Annotated in this window: 15 protein-coding genes and 1 pseudogene; 9 read left to right on the plus strand and 7 right to left on the minus strand. The window is 71.3% G+C overall.

All coding sequences use genetic code 11. The features are described 5' to 3' along the window. Positions 1-115: 115 nt before the first annotated feature. From AB5J53_RS11205 to AB5J53_RS11215, 3 genes are all read right to left on the minus strand, one after another. Positions 116-2,383: a molybdopterin oxidoreductase family protein gene (locus tag AB5J53_RS11205; protein ID WP_369245478.1), complete on the minus strand. Its 2,268-nt coding sequence runs from the start codon at positions 2,381-2,383 to the stop codon at positions 116-118. A gap of 131 nt (positions 2,384-2,514) precedes the next feature. Continuing rightward, positions 2,515-3,132: a TetR family transcriptional regulator gene (locus AB5J53_RS11210; protein WP_369245479.1), complete on the minus strand. Its 618-nt coding sequence runs from the start codon at positions 3,130-3,132 to the stop codon at positions 2,515-2,517. Beyond that, positions 3,129-3,728, minus strand: coding sequence for a hypothetical protein (locus tag AB5J53_RS11215; protein WP_369245480.1), 600 nt, complete (start codon positions 3,726-3,728; stop codon positions 3,129-3,131). Before AB5J53_RS11215 ends, AB5J53_RS11210 begins: the two co-directional genes overlap by 4 nt. Before the next feature lie 217 nt (positions 3,729-3,945). Here AB5J53_RS11215 and hmgA point away from each other — a divergent pair, with 217 nt between their 5' ends. Genes hmgA through AB5J53_RS11230 form a run of 3 tightly spaced genes read left to right on the plus strand, consistent with a single transcriptional unit; the run spans position 3,946 to position 7,294 of the window. Further along, the gene (hmgA, locus tag AB5J53_RS11220; protein ID WP_369245481.1) at positions 3,946-5,298 is read left to right on the plus strand and encodes a homogentisate 1,2-dioxygenase; all 1,353 of its coding nucleotides are present in this window, start codon (positions 3,946-3,948) and stop codon (positions 5,296-5,298) included. Positions 5,299-5,347: 49 nt separating this feature from the next. After that, positions 5,348-6,097 carry a GntR family transcriptional regulator gene (locus tag AB5J53_RS11225; RefSeq protein WP_369245482.1) on the plus strand — a complete coding sequence of 250 codons (750 nt, stop codon included), beginning with the start codon at positions 5,348-5,350 and terminating at the stop codon, positions 6,095-6,097. Between the two features lie 12 nt (positions 6,098-6,109). Further along, positions 6,110-7,294 carry a type ISP restriction/modification enzyme gene (locus AB5J53_RS11230; RefSeq protein ID WP_369245483.1) on the plus strand — a complete coding sequence of 395 codons (1,185 nt, stop codon included), beginning with the start codon at positions 6,110-6,112 and terminating at the stop codon, positions 7,292-7,294. Here AB5J53_RS11230 and AB5J53_RS11235 read toward each other — a convergent pair. Next, the gene (locus tag AB5J53_RS11235; RefSeq protein ID WP_369245484.1) at positions 7,291-8,004 is read right to left on the minus strand and encodes a TetR/AcrR family transcriptional regulator; all 714 of its coding nucleotides are present in this window, start codon (positions 8,002-8,004) and stop codon (positions 7,291-7,293) included. The two genes, AB5J53_RS11230 and AB5J53_RS11235, sit on opposite strands and share 4 nt — an antisense overlap. 63 nt (positions 8,005-8,067) lie before the next feature. On the opposite strand from AB5J53_RS11235, the gene AB5J53_RS11240 reads away from it, so the two are divergent. The 3 genes from AB5J53_RS11240 (at position 8,068) to AB5J53_RS11250 (ending at position 11,276) form a co-directional block, all read left to right on the plus strand. Continuing rightward, the gene (locus tag AB5J53_RS11240) at positions 8,068-9,036 is read left to right on the plus strand and encodes an ATP-binding cassette domain-containing protein (protein WP_369245485.1); all 969 of its coding nucleotides are present in this window, start codon (positions 8,068-8,070) and stop codon (positions 9,034-9,036) included. Next, the gene (locus AB5J53_RS11245) at positions 9,033-9,815 is read left to right on the plus strand and encodes an ABC transporter permease (protein ID WP_369245486.1); all 783 of its coding nucleotides are present in this window, start codon (positions 9,033-9,035) and stop codon (positions 9,813-9,815) included. The genes AB5J53_RS11240 and AB5J53_RS11245 overlap by 4 nt, the downstream gene beginning before the upstream one ends. A 252-nt stretch (positions 9,816-10,067) precedes the next feature. Beyond that, positions 10,068-11,276 carry a CaiB/BaiF CoA transferase family protein gene (locus AB5J53_RS11250; RefSeq protein ID WP_369245487.1) on the plus strand — a complete coding sequence of 403 codons (1,209 nt, stop codon included), beginning with the start codon at positions 10,068-10,070 and terminating at the stop codon, positions 11,274-11,276. Positions 11,277-11,453: 177 nt separating this feature from the next. Here AB5J53_RS11250 and AB5J53_RS11255 read toward each other — a convergent pair whose 3' ends face one another. The 3 genes from AB5J53_RS11255 to AB5J53_RS11265 form a co-directional block, all read right to left on the minus strand. After that, on the minus strand, positions 11,454-11,723 hold the full coding sequence (locus tag AB5J53_RS11255; protein WP_369245488.1) for a hypothetical protein: 270 nt from the start codon (positions 11,721-11,723) through the stop codon (positions 11,454-11,456). A 115-nt stretch (positions 11,724-11,838) separates the two neighbouring features. Then, positions 11,839-12,627 (minus strand): anti-sigma factor, encoded by a 789-nt coding sequence (locus AB5J53_RS11260; RefSeq protein WP_369245489.1) that lies wholly within the window; start codon positions 12,625-12,627, stop codon positions 11,839-11,841. A gap of 91 nt (positions 12,628-12,718) precedes the next feature. Further along, positions 12,719-13,261 (minus strand): sigma-70 family RNA polymerase sigma factor, encoded by a 543-nt coding sequence (locus tag AB5J53_RS11265; protein ID WP_189191544.1) that lies wholly within the window; start codon positions 13,259-13,261, stop codon positions 12,719-12,721. Between the two features lie 240 nt (positions 13,262-13,501). On the opposite strand from AB5J53_RS11265, the gene AB5J53_RS11270 reads away from it, so the two are divergent. From AB5J53_RS11270 to AB5J53_RS11280, 3 genes and pseudogenes are all read left to right on the plus strand, one after another. Continuing rightward, positions 13,502-15,040 carry a DUF4331 domain-containing protein gene (locus tag AB5J53_RS11270; protein WP_369245490.1) on the plus strand — a complete coding sequence of 513 codons (1,539 nt, stop codon included), beginning with the start codon at positions 13,502-13,504 and terminating at the stop codon, positions 15,038-15,040. A 140-nt stretch (positions 15,041-15,180) separates the two neighbouring features. Beyond that, on the plus strand, positions 15,181-16,677 hold the full coding sequence (locus tag AB5J53_RS11275; protein ID WP_369245491.1) for a tetratricopeptide repeat protein: 1,497 nt from the start codon (positions 15,181-15,183) through the stop codon (positions 16,675-16,677). Then, positions 16,674-18,360, plus strand: a pseudogene (locus AB5J53_RS11280) (nickel transporter). Before AB5J53_RS11275 ends, AB5J53_RS11280 begins: the two are co-directional and overlap by 4 nt. Positions 18,361-18,387: the final 27 nt, after the last annotated feature.

Consider the following 18,387-nt stretch of genomic DNA (forward strand, 5'->3'; position numbering starts at 1 on the left):
ATACCTAACGTTCGCCCTTGAACTCCCACCAGGGCCGGCGGTAGGGCGACGTTAGGTCGGGCCCGCAAGCGTTAACAAGATGTTGACACGCGAGCAATAAGCGCAAAACTCCAGGTCACAGGCTTGTCTCGGTGAGCGCGAGCTCCACGGGCACGCCATTGAGCACCGCCGTGCCCGACAGCGGGTCGAGGAGCGAGCCATCGAGGAGCTGGTTGACGTTGACGCCCGGGTCCAGGGCGGCGTGGCTCATCCGGGTGCCGGGGCGGTCGTGTCCCCAGCCGTGCGGCAGGCTCACCACACCGCGTCGTACCGCGTCGGTGAACTCGGCGGGGGCCGTCACCTCTCCCCCGGCGCCCTTGACGCGTACGGCGGCCCCGTCGGTGAGCCCGAGGCGTTCGGCGTCCTCGGGGTGGATGTGCAGGGTGCAGCGGTTGGAGCCACCGGTGAGGGCGGGCACGTTGTGCATCCAGCTGTTGTTGGAGCGCAGATGGCGGCGGCCCACCAGCACCAGGGCCGCCGGACGCTCGCGCAGGGCGGCCCGTAGGCGCGGCAGATCGTCGGCGATCGGTCCGGGCAGCAGCTCGATCTTCCCGCTGGGTGTCTTCAGCGGCTGGGGCAGGCGCGGCCGCAGCGGTCCGAGGTCGATGCCGTGCGGATGGGCGAGCAGCTTCGCCAGGCTCAGCCCGTCCGGCCGGGCGCCGAAGCCGTCGCCGTACGGGCCGAGGCGCAGCATCATGTCGAGCCGCCGCTCGGGGCCGTTCTCACCGGTGAGTTGGGCGGCGAGTTCCTTAGGGTCGCGGCCGTGCACCGGGGAGTGTGCCTCGGTGACGGACTTGCCGAGGGTGGTGTCGATGACCATGGTGTCGACGGCGGACGGGTCGGCGCCGTGCATGCCGGTCGCGGCGAGGACGAGCCGGGCGAGGATCTCGGTCTCCGCCATGCGACCCGGCTCCAGGGGGACGGCCGGGCGGTTGTAGCGGACCTGGTTGCGTACGGCGAGGGTGTTGAAGGCGAAGTCGTGGTGCGCGCTCTGCGAGGGCGGGGGCGGCGGAAGGACGACGTGCGCGTGGCGCGAGGTCTCGTTCAGGTACGGGTCGACGCTGACCATGAAGTCCAGCGAGTCCAGGGCCTTGTCGAGGCGGTCGCCGTCCGGTGCGGACAGGACGGGGTTGGCGGCGACGGCTATGACGGCGCGGACCGGGCTGCCCTCCTCGGTCGCGGTGTCGATCTCCTCGGCGAGGGCGGAGAGCGGCAGTTCGCCCTTGGCCTCGGGATAGCGGCTCACCCTGCTGTGCCAGCGGCCGAGCGCGAAGCCGCGGCCGGGGCCGGCGGGCCGGGGTGTCTTGTCGGTCGCGGCCTGCGGGAAGAGGGCGCCGCCGGGCCGGTCGAGATTGCCGGTGAGGATGTTGAGGACGTCGACGAGCCAGCTGGCGAGGGTGCCGTGCGGGACGGTGCAGCTGCCGATGCGGCCGTAGACGGCGGCGGTGGGCGCGGCGGCGAGCTCGCGGGCCAGTGCCCGGATGATGTCCGCGTCGACGTCGCAGGCCTCGCTCGCGGCTTCGGGGGTGAAGTCGCGGACGGCGTCGGCGAGTTCGTCGAGGTCCTGGACGTGCGGCGCGAGGGCGCCGAGGTCGACGAGCTTCTCCTCGAAGAGGACGTACGCCATCGCCGCGAGCAGCAGTGCGTCGGTGCCGGGCCGGATGGCCACATGCCGGTCGGCGAGCTTCGCCGTGCGCGTCCGGCGCGGGTCGATGACCGTCAGCGTGCCGCCACGTGCGCGCAGCGCCTTGAGCTTGCCGGGGAAGTCGGGGGCGGTGCACAGACTCCCGTTGGATTCCAGGGGGTTGGCCCCGATGAGCAGGAGGTGGTCGGTGTGGTCGAGGTCCGGTACGGGGATCGCGTTGGCGTCGCCGTACAGCAGTCCGCTGGAGACGTGCTTGGGCATCTGGTCGACGGTGGAGGCGGTGAAGAGGCTGTGGGTGCGCAGCGCGGTGAGCAGGACGGGCGGGTAGAGGGCGCCGGCCATGGTGTGCACGTTCGGGTTGCCGAGGACGATGCCGACGGCGTGCGGCCCGTACTGCTCGACGACGGGCCGCAGGCCCGCGGCCACCGCGTCGAACGCCTCGTCCCAGGTCGCCTCCCGCAGTTCGCCGTCCTTGCGGACGAGGGGAGCGCGCAGCCGGTCCGGATCCCCGTCGACCGCCCCGAAGGAGGCGCCCTTCGGGCAGATGAACCCTTTGCTGAACACATCGGCGCGGTCGCCCCGGGCGCCGGTCACGCGGGTGCCCTCGATGGTGAGCGTCAGTCCGCAGGTGGCCTCGCACAGAGGGCACACGCGCGGGGCGGTGCGGGAGTCGGGGGTGGTGCCGGAGGTGCGGGACACGGGTCCTCCCGGAGGGCGGTGACGGCGGTGGCACACGGGCTGGGGCGAGCATACCGACCGGTACGCATGGCGGGGAGGGCCTCCGAGGGGTGAGGTCGGAAATTCGCGAGCGGCTCACCGCCCGTGAACCCTCAGTCCAGGACCCTGGCCAGGTACGCCCGCAACAGCTCCCGCGCCTCCTCGATGATCCGTTCGTCCCCCTCCGGCGCGACCCGGAAGGCCAGGTGGACCAGGGTGTCCGCGGTCTCCACGGCGATCAGGAAGGTGCGGCGGAGGTCCTCGTCGGGGGTGCGGTCGAGGTAGCCGGAGAGCAGTTCGGTGAGGCGGTCGGCGACTCGGGTGTTGGGCTGGGCGGTTCCGGAGCCGACGGGGATCTGGTTGCCGAAGTCGACGAGGGAGAAGCCGGGCGCGGTGCGCTTCATGGCGAGGTATTCGTCGAGCACGGCGTCCATGGCCGCGCGCCAGCCCCCGCCGCCTGTCTCCAGGAGGCGCTCGGTGACGCGCTCGGCATAGCGCTCCAGGTTGCGCTGGGCGAGCGCGTCGGCCATGGCGCGCTTGTTGCCGAAGAAGCGGTAGACGGAGCCGATGGGCACGCCGGCCCGCTGGGCCACGGCGCGGGTGCTCAGGGCGTCGTAGCCGACCTCGTCGAGGAGGTCGGCGCAGGCGTCGAGGATTCTGGTCAGTCGTTCGGCACTGCGCCGTTGTACGGGCGCTCTGCGCAGCGAGGTCGCATGGGGCACGGGCTTCATGATGCCTTTCCGCCGGGGTCCGGTGAACCTCCCGTATCAGTACGGGCCCCGGTGCCGCTCCCACTCATGGTCGTGGTCGCGGTCGGTGGCGCCGCCGACCCGGCCTCCGACGCCGTGATGTCCGCGGTGCTTTCGACGGGCTTGCCGTGGACGGCCCACACGGTGCCGTCGTCCGCGTACAGGCGCGCGGTGACATGGTGGGTGCCGCGCGGGACGAGGTCGCCGTCGAGGTGGTACTCGGCGGTGCGGAGCCGGGCGATGGTCCGGCCGTCCACGTAGAGGTGGGCGATGCCCCGGCCGGCCACGGGAACGGAGCGCGTGCCGACGGGCGAGAAGCGGAAGTGGTGGACGGTCAGCGTCACGTCCCAGCTGTCGTCGGAGTCCGGCTGGATCTCGATCGCGACTTCCGGCGCACCCTTCTTGTCCACCTCACGGTAGAGCCGCCCCTCCTCGTCGGCCTCGTCCAGCAGCTTGCCCACGGGCGAGGCCGACGGTCCGTCCTTCCGCTCGTGCGCGTCGCTGGTGGCGCAGCCCGCCGATCCGCCGAGCAGGGCGCAGACCGCGAGCGCTGCGAGCAGTCCACGCGTCCACGACATGCCGGGGAGCGTAGAACAACGCTCTGACAGTCGGATCCCCCTGGAGTCGGGTTCTTGGGCCGTACGGCCAGCCCTGAGTAGTACGCCGGGCGGCGATTTCCGTCAGGCCGGTACGCCGACCATGGCCGATCCCATGCGGTGGGTCGAGTCGACCTCTTGCGCGCGGAAAATCTGAATCCTACGGTGATGCATAGGAATCAGGCGCAAGGGAGCGATCATGAGCGGGGACGCGAGGAAGACGGCCGAGGGGCTGACCTACCTCTCCGGTTTCGGCAACGAATTCAGCTCGGAGGCGGTCCCGGGGGCGCTGCCGCACGGCCGCAACTCGCCGCAGCGCGCCCCGCTCGGGCTGTACGCGGAGCAGCTGAGCGGCACGGCGTTCACCGAGCCGAGGGCACACAACCGGCGCTCGTGGCTGTACCGGATCCGTCCGTCCGCCGCGCACCCCGCGTTCACCCGCGTGGACAACGGCCCGCTCCGCACGGCTCCCTTCACCGAGACGGCACCCGACCCGAACCGGCTGCGCTGGAATCCGCTGCCCGAGCCCCCCGCCGGGACGGATTTCCTGCAAGGCCTGTGGACCCTCGGCGGCAACGGCGACGCGACCCAGCGCACCGGCATGGCGGTGCACCTCTATCACGCCAACTCCTCGATGGAGCGGGTGTTCAGCGACGCCGACGGTGAACTGCTGATCGTGCCGGAGCGCGGCGGGCTGCTGCTGCACACAGAGTTCGGCCTGCTGCATGTGGAGCCGGGCCAGGTCGCGCTGATTCCCCGTGGTGTCCGCTTCCGCGTGGAGCTCCTGGACACCGCATCGACCGGCGAGCAGAGCCCGACCGCCCGGGGATATGTGTGCGAGAACTACGGGGCGCCCTTCCGGCTGCCCGACCTCGGCCCGATCGGCGCCAATGGTCTCGCCAACGCCCGTGACTTCCTCGCGCCGGTCGCCGCGTACGAGGACATCGAGGGCCCGGTCGAGGTGGTGAACAAATTCTGCGGCAACCTCTGGACGGCGACGTACGACCACTCGCCGCTGGATGTCGTCGCCTGGCACGGCAACCATGTGCCGTACATCTATGACCTGCGCCGTTTCAATGTGATCGGCACCATCAGCTACGACCATCCGGACCCGTCGATCTTCACGGTGCTGACGTCACCGTCGGACACCCCGGGTCTGGCCGGCGTCGACTTCGTCGTCTTCGCGCCGCGCTGGCTGGTGGGCGAGGACACCTTCCGGCCGCCGTACTTCCACCGGAATGTGATGAGCGAGTACATGGGGCTCATCGAGGGCGCGTACGACGCGAAGGCGGAGGGCTTTGTTCCGGGCGGTGGTTCGCTGCACAACATGATGTCGGCGCACGGGCCGGACCGGGAGACCTTCGACCGGGCGAGCGCCGCGGAGCTGCGCCCGCAGAAGATCGACGACGGGCTCGCCTTCATGTTCGAGACGCGCTGGCCGGTGACCGCGACGGCCCAGGCGGCCCGGGCGGAGCATCTGCAGCAGGCGTACGACGACGTGTGGCAGGGGCTGCAGCGGCACTTCCGCCCGGACTCCCGCCCGGCCGACTGAGATTCACCGCCCGTTGCATTCACGGCCCGCGACCGGTACGGATACCCTCGTGACCTCCTTCGCCCCGGACTCGATCGTCCTGAACCGCAAGCTGCCGCTCTGGTATCAGGTCTCGCAGTCCCTGCGTGCCTCCATACTCGGCCGCTCGCCCCAGGACCCGCTGCGGCTGCCCACGGAGGAGCAGCTGGCGGGGCACTACGGGGTGAGCGTGCTGACCATGCGGCAGGCGCTCAAGGAGCTGGAGGTCGAGGGGCTCATCACGCGCCATCGCAGGCGGGGCACGTTCATCGAGCCGAGCGCCCAGCGGGGCGTGCCCGTGCGGCTGCTCGGCTCGGTGGACGCGATCGTGGCACAGCAGTCCGGCATGGCCACCGAGCTGCTGGAACAGGGGAAAGCTCCGGTTTCAGGTGAATTGGTGGAGTACTTCCCGGACTTGGACGAGGTCGCGACGTATCACCGGTTGCGCGGCGACGAGAAGACGGGCGAGCCGACGAACCACGCGCGCAACTACATCAGGCCGGAGCTGGCGGAGCGCATCGACCGGGAGGATCTGATCCGCTGGCCGATGACCAAGGTGCTGCGGGACGTGATCGGCGTCAGCATCAGCCGTATCACCGACACCGTGGAGGCGCGGCTCGCGGACCCGGAGACGGCGCGACTGCTCCAAGTGCCGCTGCTCAGCCCGATCCTGCGCTACACGGGTGTCATCTACGACCAGGACGGGCAGGCCCTCGACGTCGCCGTCATCCACTACCGGGGCGACCGTTTCTCCTTCACGGTCACCCTCGACACCCACTGATCACGTCGTACGATGCCGAGCGTGACGCACGACGACGCGCCGCTGCTCGCGGACCTCATGCCGTGGTCCGTCGCACCGCCGAGGCTGGGCCGGGGGTGGCCGACGGCCCCTGATGCCGCGTCTCTGAGGGCGCGCTGGGACGCCTTGGTGAAGGCCGAAGGGCCGGACCGCGAGGCGCTGTTCGGCCCGACGCGCTCGCGCACGACGCACTCGGCGGTGGCGCAGCTGCCGGGGCAGTCCACGGGGACGGGTCGTCTGGCACGCGAGTCGGGTCCCTGCCCGGAGCCGGTACGCGTGCTGCACGGCCCCTTCGACGAGCAGTGGCTGATTCCCGACCACCGGCTGATCGACGCGGCGCGCCCCGAGTTGTGGCGGGTGGCCGACGAGCGGCAGGTGTTCGCGGTCGAGCAGACGGTCGTGCCGGATGCGTCGGGGCCGGTGCTGCTGGCAGCCTCCGCGCTGCCCCTGAGCGCCGGTCGCGCGGGCCGCGTCCGTCCCCTCTACCGGCGCCCCGGCGGCCTCGAACCGAATCTGGCCCCAGGCCTGTTGGAGCACCTCGGCACCCGCCTGGGCCACTCCCCCGCCCCCGTCGACGTCCTCGCCTGGACGGTGGCGGTCGCGCGCCCCGGCCGCGACGGACGGGCCGTCCCGCTCACCGCCGAGCCCGAAGCATGGGCGCACGGTGTCGAGTTGGGCCGCCGGATGCTGTGGCTGATGCGCCGCGACGGTGAGCGCCCCAAGCTTCCGGGCGGCCGCCGCCCGTACGTCCGCGCCCCGCTCCCTGCCCGCCCCCTGGATCTGCGCTACGACCGTGACGAGGAGGCCCTCCACCTCGACGACGGCCGGATCTCGCCCGTACCGCCGCAGGCCTGGGACTTCGAGGTGGGCGGGGTGCGCGTACTGGAGCAGTGGTTCACGGCCAGGACGGAGCTGCCGCCCGAGCCGGGCGCCCTGGAGTCGATCCGCCCCGCCACATGGCCGCAGACGTGGACGTCCGAGTTGCTGGAACTCGTCACGGTGCTGGCGCTGCTCGCGGAATTGCGGCCCCAGCAGGCCGAGTTGACGATCGAATCACCGATCACACAGGCCGAGCTGCGCAAGGCGGGCGTGCTCCCGGTGCCGGACGCGGCGCGGCGGCCGGCCTCGGTCCTCGACCACCACGAAGAGGGCCCCGAGGGGCAGTTCGCCCTGCTCTAGCCTTTCGGTTCGAACGCGTCCAGGACCCGCCCCAGCGCCCGTTCGAAGACCGCCTCCAGGTCGATGGGCCCGGCGTCCTCCATGAAGGCCGCGGCCATGCGCGGATAGGCGCCGGTCGCCACCTGCGACCCCAGATAGGCGATCCGGACCGCGTTCTCCTGCTCCTCCGACCAGGGCAGCGACCGGGTGCGTTCGGCGGTGGCCAGCTCATTGCCGACGTATGTCGTGACGACCCCGTTGAGCATCGCGATCAACTCGAACTTCGTGCCGTACGGCACGTCGAGCGGGTCGAGGCAGGCCAGGCAGTGCTCCAGGTAGCGCAGGGCGTTGGGGCTGAAGCCGTAGACCGGGGACATCAGGCCCGGCAGCCAGGGGTGACGGTGCATGAGGGCGCGGGTCTGACGGGCGACCCGGAGCATGTCGGCGCGCCAGTCGCCCGAGGGCTCCTGGATGTCGTGCTCGCCGCTGATGGCGTCGACCATCAGCTCGTACAGGTCCTCCTTGCGCGGCACGTAGTTGTAGAGCGACATCGTGCCGCAGCCCAGCTCGGCGGCCACGCGCCGCATCGAGACCGCGTCGAGCCCCTCCGTGTCCGCGATGCGCACGGCGGCGGCCGCGATGTCCGCACGGCTGTACGCCGGCCGCGGACCACGGCCCGCGCGCTCGGGACGGGCCCAGATCACTTCGGGTACGACGTTGCGCCCTGCCATTGGTCGATCACCTCGCGACCATCCTAGTTACGTACAGCGTACGTAGTGCGCTATGGTCACTCCATGACTACTACGTACACTGTACTTAGTGAGGGTCTGGTGAAGCGCTTCGGGGACGTCCACGCGCTTCGCGGCCTCGACCTGGCGGTGGCGGAGGGCACGGTCTGCGGGGTGCTCGGGCCGAACGGCGCGGGCAAGACCACGACCGTACGGCTGCTCACCACACTGCTGCGACCCGACGCGGGGTCCGCGCGTGTCGCCGGGCACGATCTCGTACGGGAGGCCGCGGCCGTCCGCCGGAGCATCGGGGTCACCGGGCAGTACGCCTCCATCGACGGCGACCTCACCGGGCGCCAGAACCTGCGGCTCTTCGCGAAGCTGCATCGCATGAAGGACGCGGGGGCGCGGGCCGCCGAGCTTCTCGACCGCTTCGGGCTGGCCGAGGCCGCCGACCGGCCGGCGTCCACCTACTCGGGCGGCATGCGACGGCGCCTCGACCTGGCGGCGAGTCTGATCCGCCGCCCCTCGGTGCTCTTCCTGGACGAGCCCACCACCGGGCTCGACCCCGCGAGCCGCAACCAGATCTGGGCGGCCGTGCGCGCTCTGAAGGGCGAGGGCACGACCGTGCTGCTGACCACGCAGTACCTGGAGGAGGCCGACCAACTGGCCGACGACATCGTCCTCGTGGACCGGGGCAGGGCCACCCACACCGGCTCGCCCGCCGAACTCAAGGCGCTCATCGGCTCGTACGCCGAAGTCGTCGTCGCCCACGCGGAGGCCATGGCCGGGGCGGCCGCCGTACTGGACCAACTCACCGGCAATGAGCCCACGTTCGCCGAGGAGCGGCACGCGGTGGGCGCCGTCACCACCGATCCGACGCTGACACTCCCCCGTCTGGTCCGTGAACTCGACGCGGCGGGCGTTCCGTTGCTCGACGCGAGCCTGCGTCCGCCGACCCTCGACGACGTCTTCCTCCGGCTCACCGATGGCCAGAGCCAAGCCCCTACCGACCACAAGGAGCTCGTGACATGAGTGCGTTGGCCTACGACGGGACCGCCATGCTGGGCCGTCAGCTGCGGCGGATCCGGAACAATCCGGGCCTGGCGATCCTCACTCAGACCATGCCGATCACCATGCTGCTGTTCTTCGGGTATGTCTTCGGCAGCGCCCTCGCGATGCCCGGCGAGGAGTACCGGGCCTTCCTCGTGCCGGGGCTGATGGTGGCGACCGCGGCCAACGGGATCATGACCGGCATGTTCCAGGCGGCCCAGGACTCACACCGGGGCGTGATGGACCGCTTCCGCACGCTGCCGATGAGCCGGGCGGCCGTCCCGCTCGGGCAGGCGGTGGCGGACCTGGTCGTCACGGCCGTCGGGACGGTGCCGCTGCTGCTCGTCGGGCTCGCGGTCGGCTGGCGGATCGAGGGGTCGGCGCTCGAAGCGGCGAGCGCCGTCGGACTGCTGCTGCTGTTCCGGTTCGCGACCACGTGGATCGGGATCTTCCTCGGCCTCCTCTCCCGGAGCGAGGAGGCCGCCGGTCAGCTGGGCAGCGCGACCTTCATGCTGCCACTGCTGTCCAACGCGTACATTCCCACCGACAATCTGCCGGGCTGGCTGCGCGCGATCGCCGAGTGGAATCCGATCAGTGCGGTCACCACGGCCTTGCGGGACCTGTTCGGGAACGCCCCCGTGCCCGAGGGGGCCGCCTGGCCGGTGGCCCACCCCGTCGCCGGGTCGCTGGCGTGGTCCTGCGTGATCATCGCCGTATTCCTGCCATCGGCCGTCCGCCGGTACGCGACCGGCCGGGGGTGAAGGGCGTACCCCTTGCCCCGCGAAAGGCCGCGCGGGGCGTCGTACTCGCCGCTGAAGCCGATGACCGGGCCTCCGTGCCTGGCCGTTCGCGGTCGTCGAGTCGTGTTCATGCTGGTCGTGCGGGTCGCACACGCGCACCTCCGGGTGAGGTCGGGTGTATCGGTCAATGAGTCGTGTAAACGATCAGCCGCCCTGGCCCCGGAAGATTGTCCCGTCAACATCCACGCATGACAAAGGTGTTACGCACAGGACATGATCCAGCGCATGCAGCCACTTCCCCTGCCCTTGGAGGGCATCACCGTCGTCGCCGTCGAGCAGGCCGTCGCCGCGCCCTTCGCCACCCGCCAGCTCGCCGATCTCGGCGCTCGAGTCGTCAAGGTCGAACGGATCGACGGCGGGGACTTCGCCCGCGGTTACGACACCGCGGCCGCCGGACTCGCCTCGCACTTCGTGTGGTGCAACCGGGGGAAGGAGTCCGTCGCCCTCGACCTGAAGGACCCGCGCGGGCTCGATGTCGTACGCCGTCTGGTCGCGGACGCGGACGTGTTCGTGCAGAACCTCGCGCAGGGTGCGGCGGCGCGGCTCGGCCTGGACGCGGCGACGCTGTGCGCCGCGCATCCGCGGCTGATCGCCGTGGACATCTCGGGGTACGGGGCGTCGGGACCGTACGCCGACAAACGCGCGTACGACATGCTCGTGCAGTGCGAGGCGGGACTGGTGTCGGTGACGGGGACGCCGGAGCAGCCGGTGAAGGCGGGGATTCCGGCGGCGGACATCGCGGCGGCCATGTACGCGTTCTCGGGGGTGCTCGCGGCGCTGGTGAGGCGCGGCACGACCGGGCGCGGAGGGCCGGTGGAGGTGTCGATGCTGGAGTCGCTCGCCGAGTGGATGGGACATCCGCTGCACCATGCGATGCACGGCGGAACACCCCCGGCGCGCACGGGTCTCGCGCACGCCGTCATCGCGCCGTACGACGCCTATCCGACGGCGGACGGCGGGCGGGTGCTGCTGTCGGTGCAGAACGACCGGGAGTGGCGGCGGCTCGCCCAACAGGTACTGGACGAGCCGGAATTGGCGGACGATCCGGCGTACGCGACGAACGCGGCACGGGTCGAGAACCGGGAGCGCACGGACGCGCTGGTGGCGAAGGCGCTGGGCATGCTCGGCACGGACGAGGCCGTGGCCCGGCTGGAGGGGGCGGGCATCGCCTGCGCCCGCCTGAGGGACCTACGAGAAGTGGCGGAGCATCCACAGCTGGCGGCCAGGGACCGGTGGCGGGAAGTGGGGTCACCGGTGGGGCCGCTGCGGGCGCTGCTGCCGCCGATCACGCTGCCGGGTGGGGAGGAGGCGCGGATGGGGGCCGTCCCCCGGCTCGGGGAGCACACCGGGACGGTGCTGCGGTCGCTGGGGATGACGGATGCGGACGTCGCGGAGTTGCTGCGGGACGGGGTGGTCCGCTGAGCGTGATTGCTTACAGGGGGCGATGACCTGCCGAGTGTGGTGACCCGCGCCCCGGCGTGGTGACCCACCGGGCGCCGCTGCCTGCCGTGGGGATGACGGACGCGGAAGTGCAGCGCTGCGCCGGGTCGGTGGTGTCGCCGGAGCGCGGGTCGGGGAACGCCGGTGTCGAACCGCTGCTCAGCGGCTGCCGAACAGCGAACGGCGCAGCCGCCTCAGCGGTGCGAAGAGCGAGACCCGCCTCACTCGCGCGCCCCTGCCGCTGCTCTCGTGCGCGGTGTCACGCGCGGTGAGCTCACGCATCAGCGACGTCGCCTCGACCGTTTCGCGCTGCGGGATGGCAGGGCCACCCAGCACCGCGAGATGGCGGTCGAGGCGCGAACTGGTCGCGCTGCTCCCGCAGGTGATCGCAGGGACACGTGCCCTGCTGCGCACTGTTATCTGTTCCATGTCACTCCCCACCCGTACGAGTCCACCCGGCCCGGGCAGGCTAACCCTATCGCTCCCTCGTGGCACTCGTGTATCGCGGGCACAGGATTCACCTTCCACGTAAGGGTGTTGACGATTACTCTCCGAATCCAACCGATTCCAGGGCGAGTTGGACAACTGGTGTGGTGGTGGGCTGTACTGAGCCCCCGTGAGGTTCGACAGTCACAGCGAGTGACGTCGCATTCGTATTCAGTCCGTCGGCGACCAAGGGCGTGTCGCTGTCGAAGAGCCCCAGGGAGCGCGGATTCTCGCCCGGGCGCATGAGCCACAGCTGGTGCACCCGCCCTCCGGAGGGAGTGCCGAGTCCGCTCACCGTCACGACGGCGCGCCGCTCCGACGCGGAGGCGACAACTCCGATTCCGCGTCCCTGTGCGTCCCGTTCACTGGTCGCGCGTGCGTCGGGTGCCGCGAGAACGTGGGCGATCTCACGTGCCTGGGCGCGCTCCTGGTCGAGTTCGTCCTGGGTCTGCGTCGCCTGTACGGCGAACAGGGAGGCGACGACGAGGGCCGCGGCGGCCGTGGTGGTGGCGAGCGGGGCGAGGAGGGGCCGGAAGCGGGGGGCACGCGCGCGTGAGGGCTGCTGGGGGGCACGCGTGCGTGGTGCCTCCTGGCGCGGCGCCTCCTGCGGTGTGGTGCGTACGGCGGTCAGCACCCGGTCCCGCAGCGCGGCCGGCGCCGGCGCCGCCGTCGACCAGGCGAGCCGCACCGCGTCCTCGGTCAGCGCCCGCACCTCGGCGGCGCAGCGCACACAGCCACGCAAGTGGCGTTCGAAGCGGCGGCGCTCGTCGGGTTCGAGGGCGTCGAGGGCGTAGGGGGCGGCGAGGGAGTGCAGATCGCGGCGCAGGAAGCGGTCGAGCAGGCTCATGCGATGCCTCCCCCGAGGTAGCGGGCGCCACTGGGACGAGCCGGGGAGCCACCCCGGCCGTGCTGGGCGCCACCGGGGCGGTACAGGGCGCTCATGCGGCACCTCCCAGGCATTCGCGCAGGCGCGTGAGGCCGTCGCGCATTCGGGTCTTGACGGTGCCCAGGGGCAGCTTGAGCCTTTCGGCCACTTCACGGTACGTGTAGCCGTCGTAGTAGGCGAGGGTGACCGACTGGCGTTGCAGGGCGGTGAGCCGGTCGAGGCAGCGCCGCACCCACTCGCGTTCGAGCCCGGCCTCGACCTCCTCGGCGACCTGGTCGAAGGCGGGGTGATGAGCCCGCCGCCCCTCGCGCTGCTCGCGTTCGGTGGCCGCGCGGGCGCTGCGGACCCGGTCGACGGCGCGGCGGTGCGCGAGGGTGAGGATCCAGGACAGGGCGCTGCCGCGTCCGGGGTCGAACCGCGCGGCGGAGCGCCAGAGTTCGAGCAGCACCTCCTGGGCCACCTCCTCCGTCTGTGCCGGGTCCCGGACCACTCGGCGCACCAGACCGAACACCGGCCCGGACACCAGTCCGTACAGCTCCTCGAATGCCTTCTGGTCACCTCCGGCCACGAGCACCAGAAGTTCGTCCGCCTCCACCCGTCCCCCTCTCCGGCCGCACACGGCCCGTCCTTTCCCCTACGTGTTCGCAGCGAGCGTGTCTATGGATGGGGTTACGGATCAGCGAACCGAAAACGCGGGTCCGCGAGCCAACAAACGCCCTCGTCGATGAAACAAGCCGACGAAGCCGCCGTAAGAACGTTTGGGATTCGACCAATCCACCCCGGCGACCGCTCCGAATGGCGTGCGTCAGGCAATTGGGACGTGAGGACGGACGGCATGACACCTTTCTCCAGGAGCGGCGCGGGACGCAGGAGTCTCGCGACCCTCGTATGTGGTGCGCTGGCCGCCGGGGGGCTCGCAGCCGCCGGCATGACCGCGCTGGAACCGGGGGCGGCCTCCGCCTCCAGCCACCGGGAGGCCCCGCTGATCTCGGGGCAGCCCCAGTACGACAACACGGACGTGTACGCGTTCGTGAGCCCCGACAAGCCCAACACCACGACCATCGTGGCGAACTGGATCCCCTTCGAGGAACCGGCCGGCGGACCGAACTTCTACACCTTCGCCGATGACGCCCAGTACGACATCCACATCGACAACAACGGTGACGCGCAGGGCGAGTTGGTCTACCGCTACACCTTCAAGACGCACCGCAAGAACGGCGACACCTTCCTCTACAACACGGGTCCGGTCACCAGCCTCGACGACCCGGACCTGAACATCACGCAGACGTACGACATCGATCTGCTGCGGCTGCACAACCAGAAGCTGGTGTCGCGGACCAAGGTCGCCGACGACGTTCCGGTGGCCCCGTCGAACGTCGGCAAGGCGTCGATGCCGGACTACGGCAAGCTGCGCGACCAAGCCGTCTACAAGCTCGCCGGCGGTTCCACGACGTTCGCCGGGCAGGCGGATGACCCGTTCTTCCTGGACCTGCGCGTCTTCGACCTGCTGTACGGCGGGAACCTGACCGAGGTCGGGCGGGACACCCTCAAGGGCTACAACGTCAACTCGATAGCCCTGCAGGTCCCGAACGACATGATCCGTGAGTCGGCCGGACAGCCGGTCGTGGGCATCTGGTCCACCACCCAGCGCAAGGACGCGCACGGCGACTGGACGCAGGTCTCCCGGCTCGGCATGCCGCTGGTCAACGAGGTCGTCAACCCGCAGAAGGACAAGGACAAGTTCAACGCGTCCGCGCCGTGGAACGACGGCCAGTTCCTGAAGAACGTGACCAACCCGGAGCTGCCGAAGCTCATCGAGGCGATCTACAAGATCAAGGCCCCGGCGGAGCCCCGCAACGACCTGGTCGACGTCTTCCTGAAGGGCGTGAAGGGCCTCAACCAGCCGCCCAATGTGCGCCCGGCGGAGGAGCTGCGGCTCAACACCTCGATCAAGCCCACCATGCATCCCAAGCGGCTCGGTGTGCTCGACGGCGACAACGCGGGCTTCCCGAACGGACGTCGGCTCACCGACGACGTGATCGACGCCTCGCTCCAGGTCGTCGAGGGTGAACTGGTCGGGTCCAAGAACGACTTGGGCGACGCGGTCGACAAGAACGACAAGAAGTTCGAGAACTACTTCCCGTACGTGGCCGAGCCGACCTCGGGTTCGCGCGGACCGCTCGCCAAGGGCACGACCAGCGGGACCGATGTGCGCAACCAGCTGGGTGACGCTCTGAAGCCCGCGGGATCCTCCGGCGGCGGCACCGACACCACGCTGATCGCGGCCTCCGCGGCGGCGGGCGCGGCCGGGTTCCTGCTGATCGCCACCGGCCTCATGTGGTGGCGCCGGCGGATGCACAACCGGGCCTACTGACCCGGTTGCACGACCGGGCCTTCTGGCCCGGCCCACGGACTGGCGCGGCCCGCACGTACCCATCCCCCACGGCGCGGGCCGCGCCGCCCCGTCCCACCCCCGCAAGCGACCGTTTCCACCAAGGACTTTGAGGAGAGGGCATGGCCCCGCGTACGAACGAGAGCGCGACGACGGACGCCGAGGAGGCCACGCCCGACACCAGCACCACGGGCGCCACGGAAGCGACCGACACCAGCACCACGGGGGCCACGGAAGCGACCGGCGACGAGCGCGTCGCCGCCGTGCGACGGCTGTCGGCGTCCCAGCGACGTTGGCGTGCGGCCCAACTCACCGCCTGCGCCGCCGCGTTGGCTGTCGCGCTCACCGCGGGTGCGGTGGTGCTCGGGGCCGTCCGGGACGGCGGAACCACCACCTCCACCGTGGCGTCCGCGCCCAGCGGCGTATCGCCGCAGTTGCTCGCCAGTGGGGATCTGGACGCGAGCATCACCTCTCTGCAGGCCCATCTCAAGGATCAGCCGAAGGACTTCGGCGGCTGGGCCACGCTCGGGCTCGCGTACGTGGAGCAGGCCCGCACGAAGGGCGATCCCTCCCGGTATCCGCAGGCCGAACAGGCGCTGGACCGATCCCTGGAGCTGCGCCCCGACAACGAGTCCGCGCTCGCCGGACGCGCCGCCCTCGCCGCCGCGCGGCACGACTTCACCGGCGCCCTGAAGTACGCGGACAAGGTGCTGAAGGAGAACCCGTACAGTGAGCGCGCCCTGTGCTCCCGCATCGACGCCCTCGTCGAACTCGGGCGCTACGACGAGGCGTCGAAGGCCGCCGACCTGGCCGACTCGCGCCGCCCGGGCGTGCCCGTCTTCACGCGGTACGCCTATGTGCGCGAGCTGCGCGGCGATGTGAAGACCGCCCGCAGGGTCCTTCAGCAGGCGCTCAGCACGGCCACGACCCGCGGCGACGTCTCCTACGTGGCGACCGCCCTCGGGCAACTCGCCTGGAACCAGGGTCAGTACGGCACGGCACTCACGTACTACGCGCGGGCGCTCGGCGCCGACGACACCTATCTCCCCGCACTCGAAGGCCGCGCCCGCGCCCAGGCGGCGCAAGGGGACCGCGCGGCGGCGATCCGCGGCATGGAGCAGGTCGTGGACCGCTATCCGCTGCCCCAACCCCTCGTGGAACTGGGCGAGCTGTACGAGGCGCGCGGCAAGAAGGGCGATTCCCAGCAGGCCCACGACCAGTACTCCCTGGTGAACGCCTGGGTCTCGCTGGCCCGCGCCAACGGTGTCAACGCCGATCTCGACACCGCCCTGGCCGCCGCCGACCACGGCGACCGCGAGGCCGCGCTGAAGGCAGCCCGCGCCGAGTGGGCCCGCCGTCACACCGTGCACACCGCGGATGCCCTCGCCTGGGCCCTGCACGTCAACGGCCGCGACGGGGAAGCCCTGCCGTACGCCCGCCGGGCCACGGCCACCGGCTACCGCAACGCGTCCTTCCTCTACCACCGCGGCATGATCGAGCGCGCCACCGGCCACTCGAAGGAGGCCCGGGCCTCGCTGACGTCGGCCCTCGACCTGAACCCGGGCTTCTCGCCGCTGGGCGCCCGTGCGGCCCGTGAGGCACTGGAGGCCGCGAAGTGAAGCCCCGTCGCGTCCTCGCCTCCTGTGCGGCCGTCCTCACCGCCGCCTGCGCGCTCGTGCTCGTACCCACCGGGGCCGCGAGCGCGCACCCGCTCGGCAACTTCACCGTCAACCGGTACGACGGGCTCGTCGCCGCCCCCGGGCAGCTCAGGGTCGACCACGTCGAGGACCTCGCGGAGATCCCGGCCACGCAGGCCCAGCCGCAGATCAAGAAGCTCGGTATGACGGACTGGGCCCGCGAGCGGTGCGCGTCGGCCGCGCGTGGCAGCGAGGTCACCGTCGGCGGGCGCGAGGTGCCGCTCGCCGTCGGCGCGAGCCACGCACGCGTGCGGCCCGGGCAGGCGGGCCTCAACACCCTGCGTGTGGAGTGCCGGTTGACGGCGCCGCTGCCCAAGGGTGGCACCGTTTCGCTCGGCTTCCACGGCGCCGGGGCCGACCGGGGGCCCGGCTGGCGCGAGATCACCGCGCGCGGCGACCGGATGACGCTCACCTCGTCGGACGTACCGAAGAAGTCGGTGTCCAAGGAGCTGACCGACTACCCCAAGGCGCTGCTCTCCTCGCCGGCCGACACCGCGACCGCGTCCTTGCGGATCCGCCCCGGCGGTCCCGCTCTTGTCGAGGAGCGGCGGGACGCGCCCGCCGCCTCCGTACTGCCGCGCGGCGCCGACCGCTGGACCCAGGCGCTCGACGGCCTGGTCGCCCGCCATGATCTGACGTTCGGTTTCGCCGCCCTCGCCCTGCTCATCTCGGTGGGCCTGGGCGCGATGCACGCGCTCGCGCCGGGCCACGGCAAGACCCTGATGGCCGCGACGGCGGCGGCACGCGGCGGCCGGGCGCGTCTGAAGGACGTCCTGCCGCTGGCCGCCTCCGTGACGGTCACCCACACCCTGGGCGTCGTCGCCCTCGGCCTCCTGGTCACGGCCGGTTCGGCCGCGGCGCCCTCCGTGATCGCGTGGCTCGGCATCGCGAGCGGCGTCCTGGTGACGATCGCGGGCATGACGCTCCTTCGACGGGCCTGGCGCAACCGCGCAAATGGGCACGGGCACTCCCATGGTCACGGACATACGCACGACCATGCCCCCGGTCACGACCACACGCACGACCACGACCGTGACCACGGGCATACGCACGACCACAACCACGACCACCCACACCATCCTCACGAGCACGCAGAAGAGCACGAACGCCCCTTGGTCCTCGCACACGCCCACGCATCCCCGGCGACGGACACCGAAAGCGGGCCCCACCCCCACGGTCGCCCGCATACGCACACCCCCCCGCCCCCTCCCCCACCCTCGAAACACCCACGGCGGCTTCACCCACACCCACTCCACCGCCCCCACTGTCCGCGGCACGATCCTGCTCGGCTTCGCCGGGGGCCTCGTGCCCAGCCCGTCCGCCGTCGTCGTACTCGTCGGCGCCGCGGCCCTGGGACAGGCCTGGTTCGGTCTCCTCCTCGTCCTCGCGTACGGCGTCGGGCTCGCCCTGACGCTCACGGCGGCCGGGTTCGCCGTCGTCAAGCTGGGCGGCGGGATGACCCGGGCCCTGGCCAAGCGTCCGCGGTGGGCCGGGGGACCCATGGCGGCCCTGTTGCGCAGGACCGCACCGCTGGGATCGGCGTTCGTCGTCGTAGCGCTTGGGGCTGGATTGGTGTTCAAGGGGGCGGCATCCGCACTCGGCTGAGCTACTTTTGTGGAGAAATCGCGCGGA

This window comes from Streptomyces sp. R41, from assembly GCF_041053055.1.
Lineage (GTDB): Bacteria > Actinomycetota > Actinomycetes > Streptomycetales > Streptomycetaceae > Streptomyces.

Coding starts and splice junctions, on each gene's coding strand:
- AB5J53_RS11250 (WP_369245487.1), top strand. CDS start 10,068: ATGATCCAGCGCATGCAGCCACTTCCCCTGCCCTTGGAGGGCATCACC.
- hmgA (WP_369245481.1), top strand. CDS start 3,946: ATGAGCGGGGACGCGAGGAAGACGGCCGAGGGGCTGACCTACCTCTCC.
- AB5J53_RS11275 (WP_369245491.1), top strand. CDS start 15,181: ATGGCCCCGCGTACGAACGAGAGCGCGACGACGGACGCCGAGGAGGCC.
- AB5J53_RS11255 (WP_369245488.1), bottom strand. CDS start 11,723: ATGGAACAGATAACAGTGCGCAGCAGGGCACGTGTCCCTGCGATCACC.
- AB5J53_RS11215 (WP_369245480.1), bottom strand. CDS start 3,728: ATGTCGTGGACGCGTGGACTGCTCGCAGCGCTCGCGGTCTGCGCCCTG.
- AB5J53_RS11230 (WP_369245483.1), top strand. CDS start 6,110: ATGCCGAGCGTGACGCACGACGACGCGCCGCTGCTCGCGGACCTCATG.
- AB5J53_RS11270 (WP_369245490.1), top strand. CDS start 13,502: ATGACACCTTTCTCCAGGAGCGGCGCGGGACGCAGGAGTCTCGCGACC.
- AB5J53_RS11245 (WP_369245486.1), top strand. CDS start 9,033: ATGAGTGCGTTGGCCTACGACGGGACCGCCATGCTGGGCCGTCAGCTG.
- AB5J53_RS11210 (WP_369245479.1), bottom strand. CDS start 3,132: ATGAAGCCCGTGCCCCATGCGACCTCGCTGCGCAGAGCGCCCGTACAA.
- AB5J53_RS11235 (WP_369245484.1), bottom strand. CDS start 8,004: ATGGCAGGGCGCAACGTCGTACCCGAAGTGATCTGGGCCCGTCCCGAG.
- AB5J53_RS11260 (WP_369245489.1), bottom strand. CDS start 12,627: ATGAGCCTGCTCGACCGCTTCCTGCGCCGCGATCTGCACTCCCTCGCC.
- AB5J53_RS11240 (WP_369245485.1), top strand. CDS start 8,068: ATGACTACTACGTACACTGTACTTAGTGAGGGTCTGGTGAAGCGCTTC.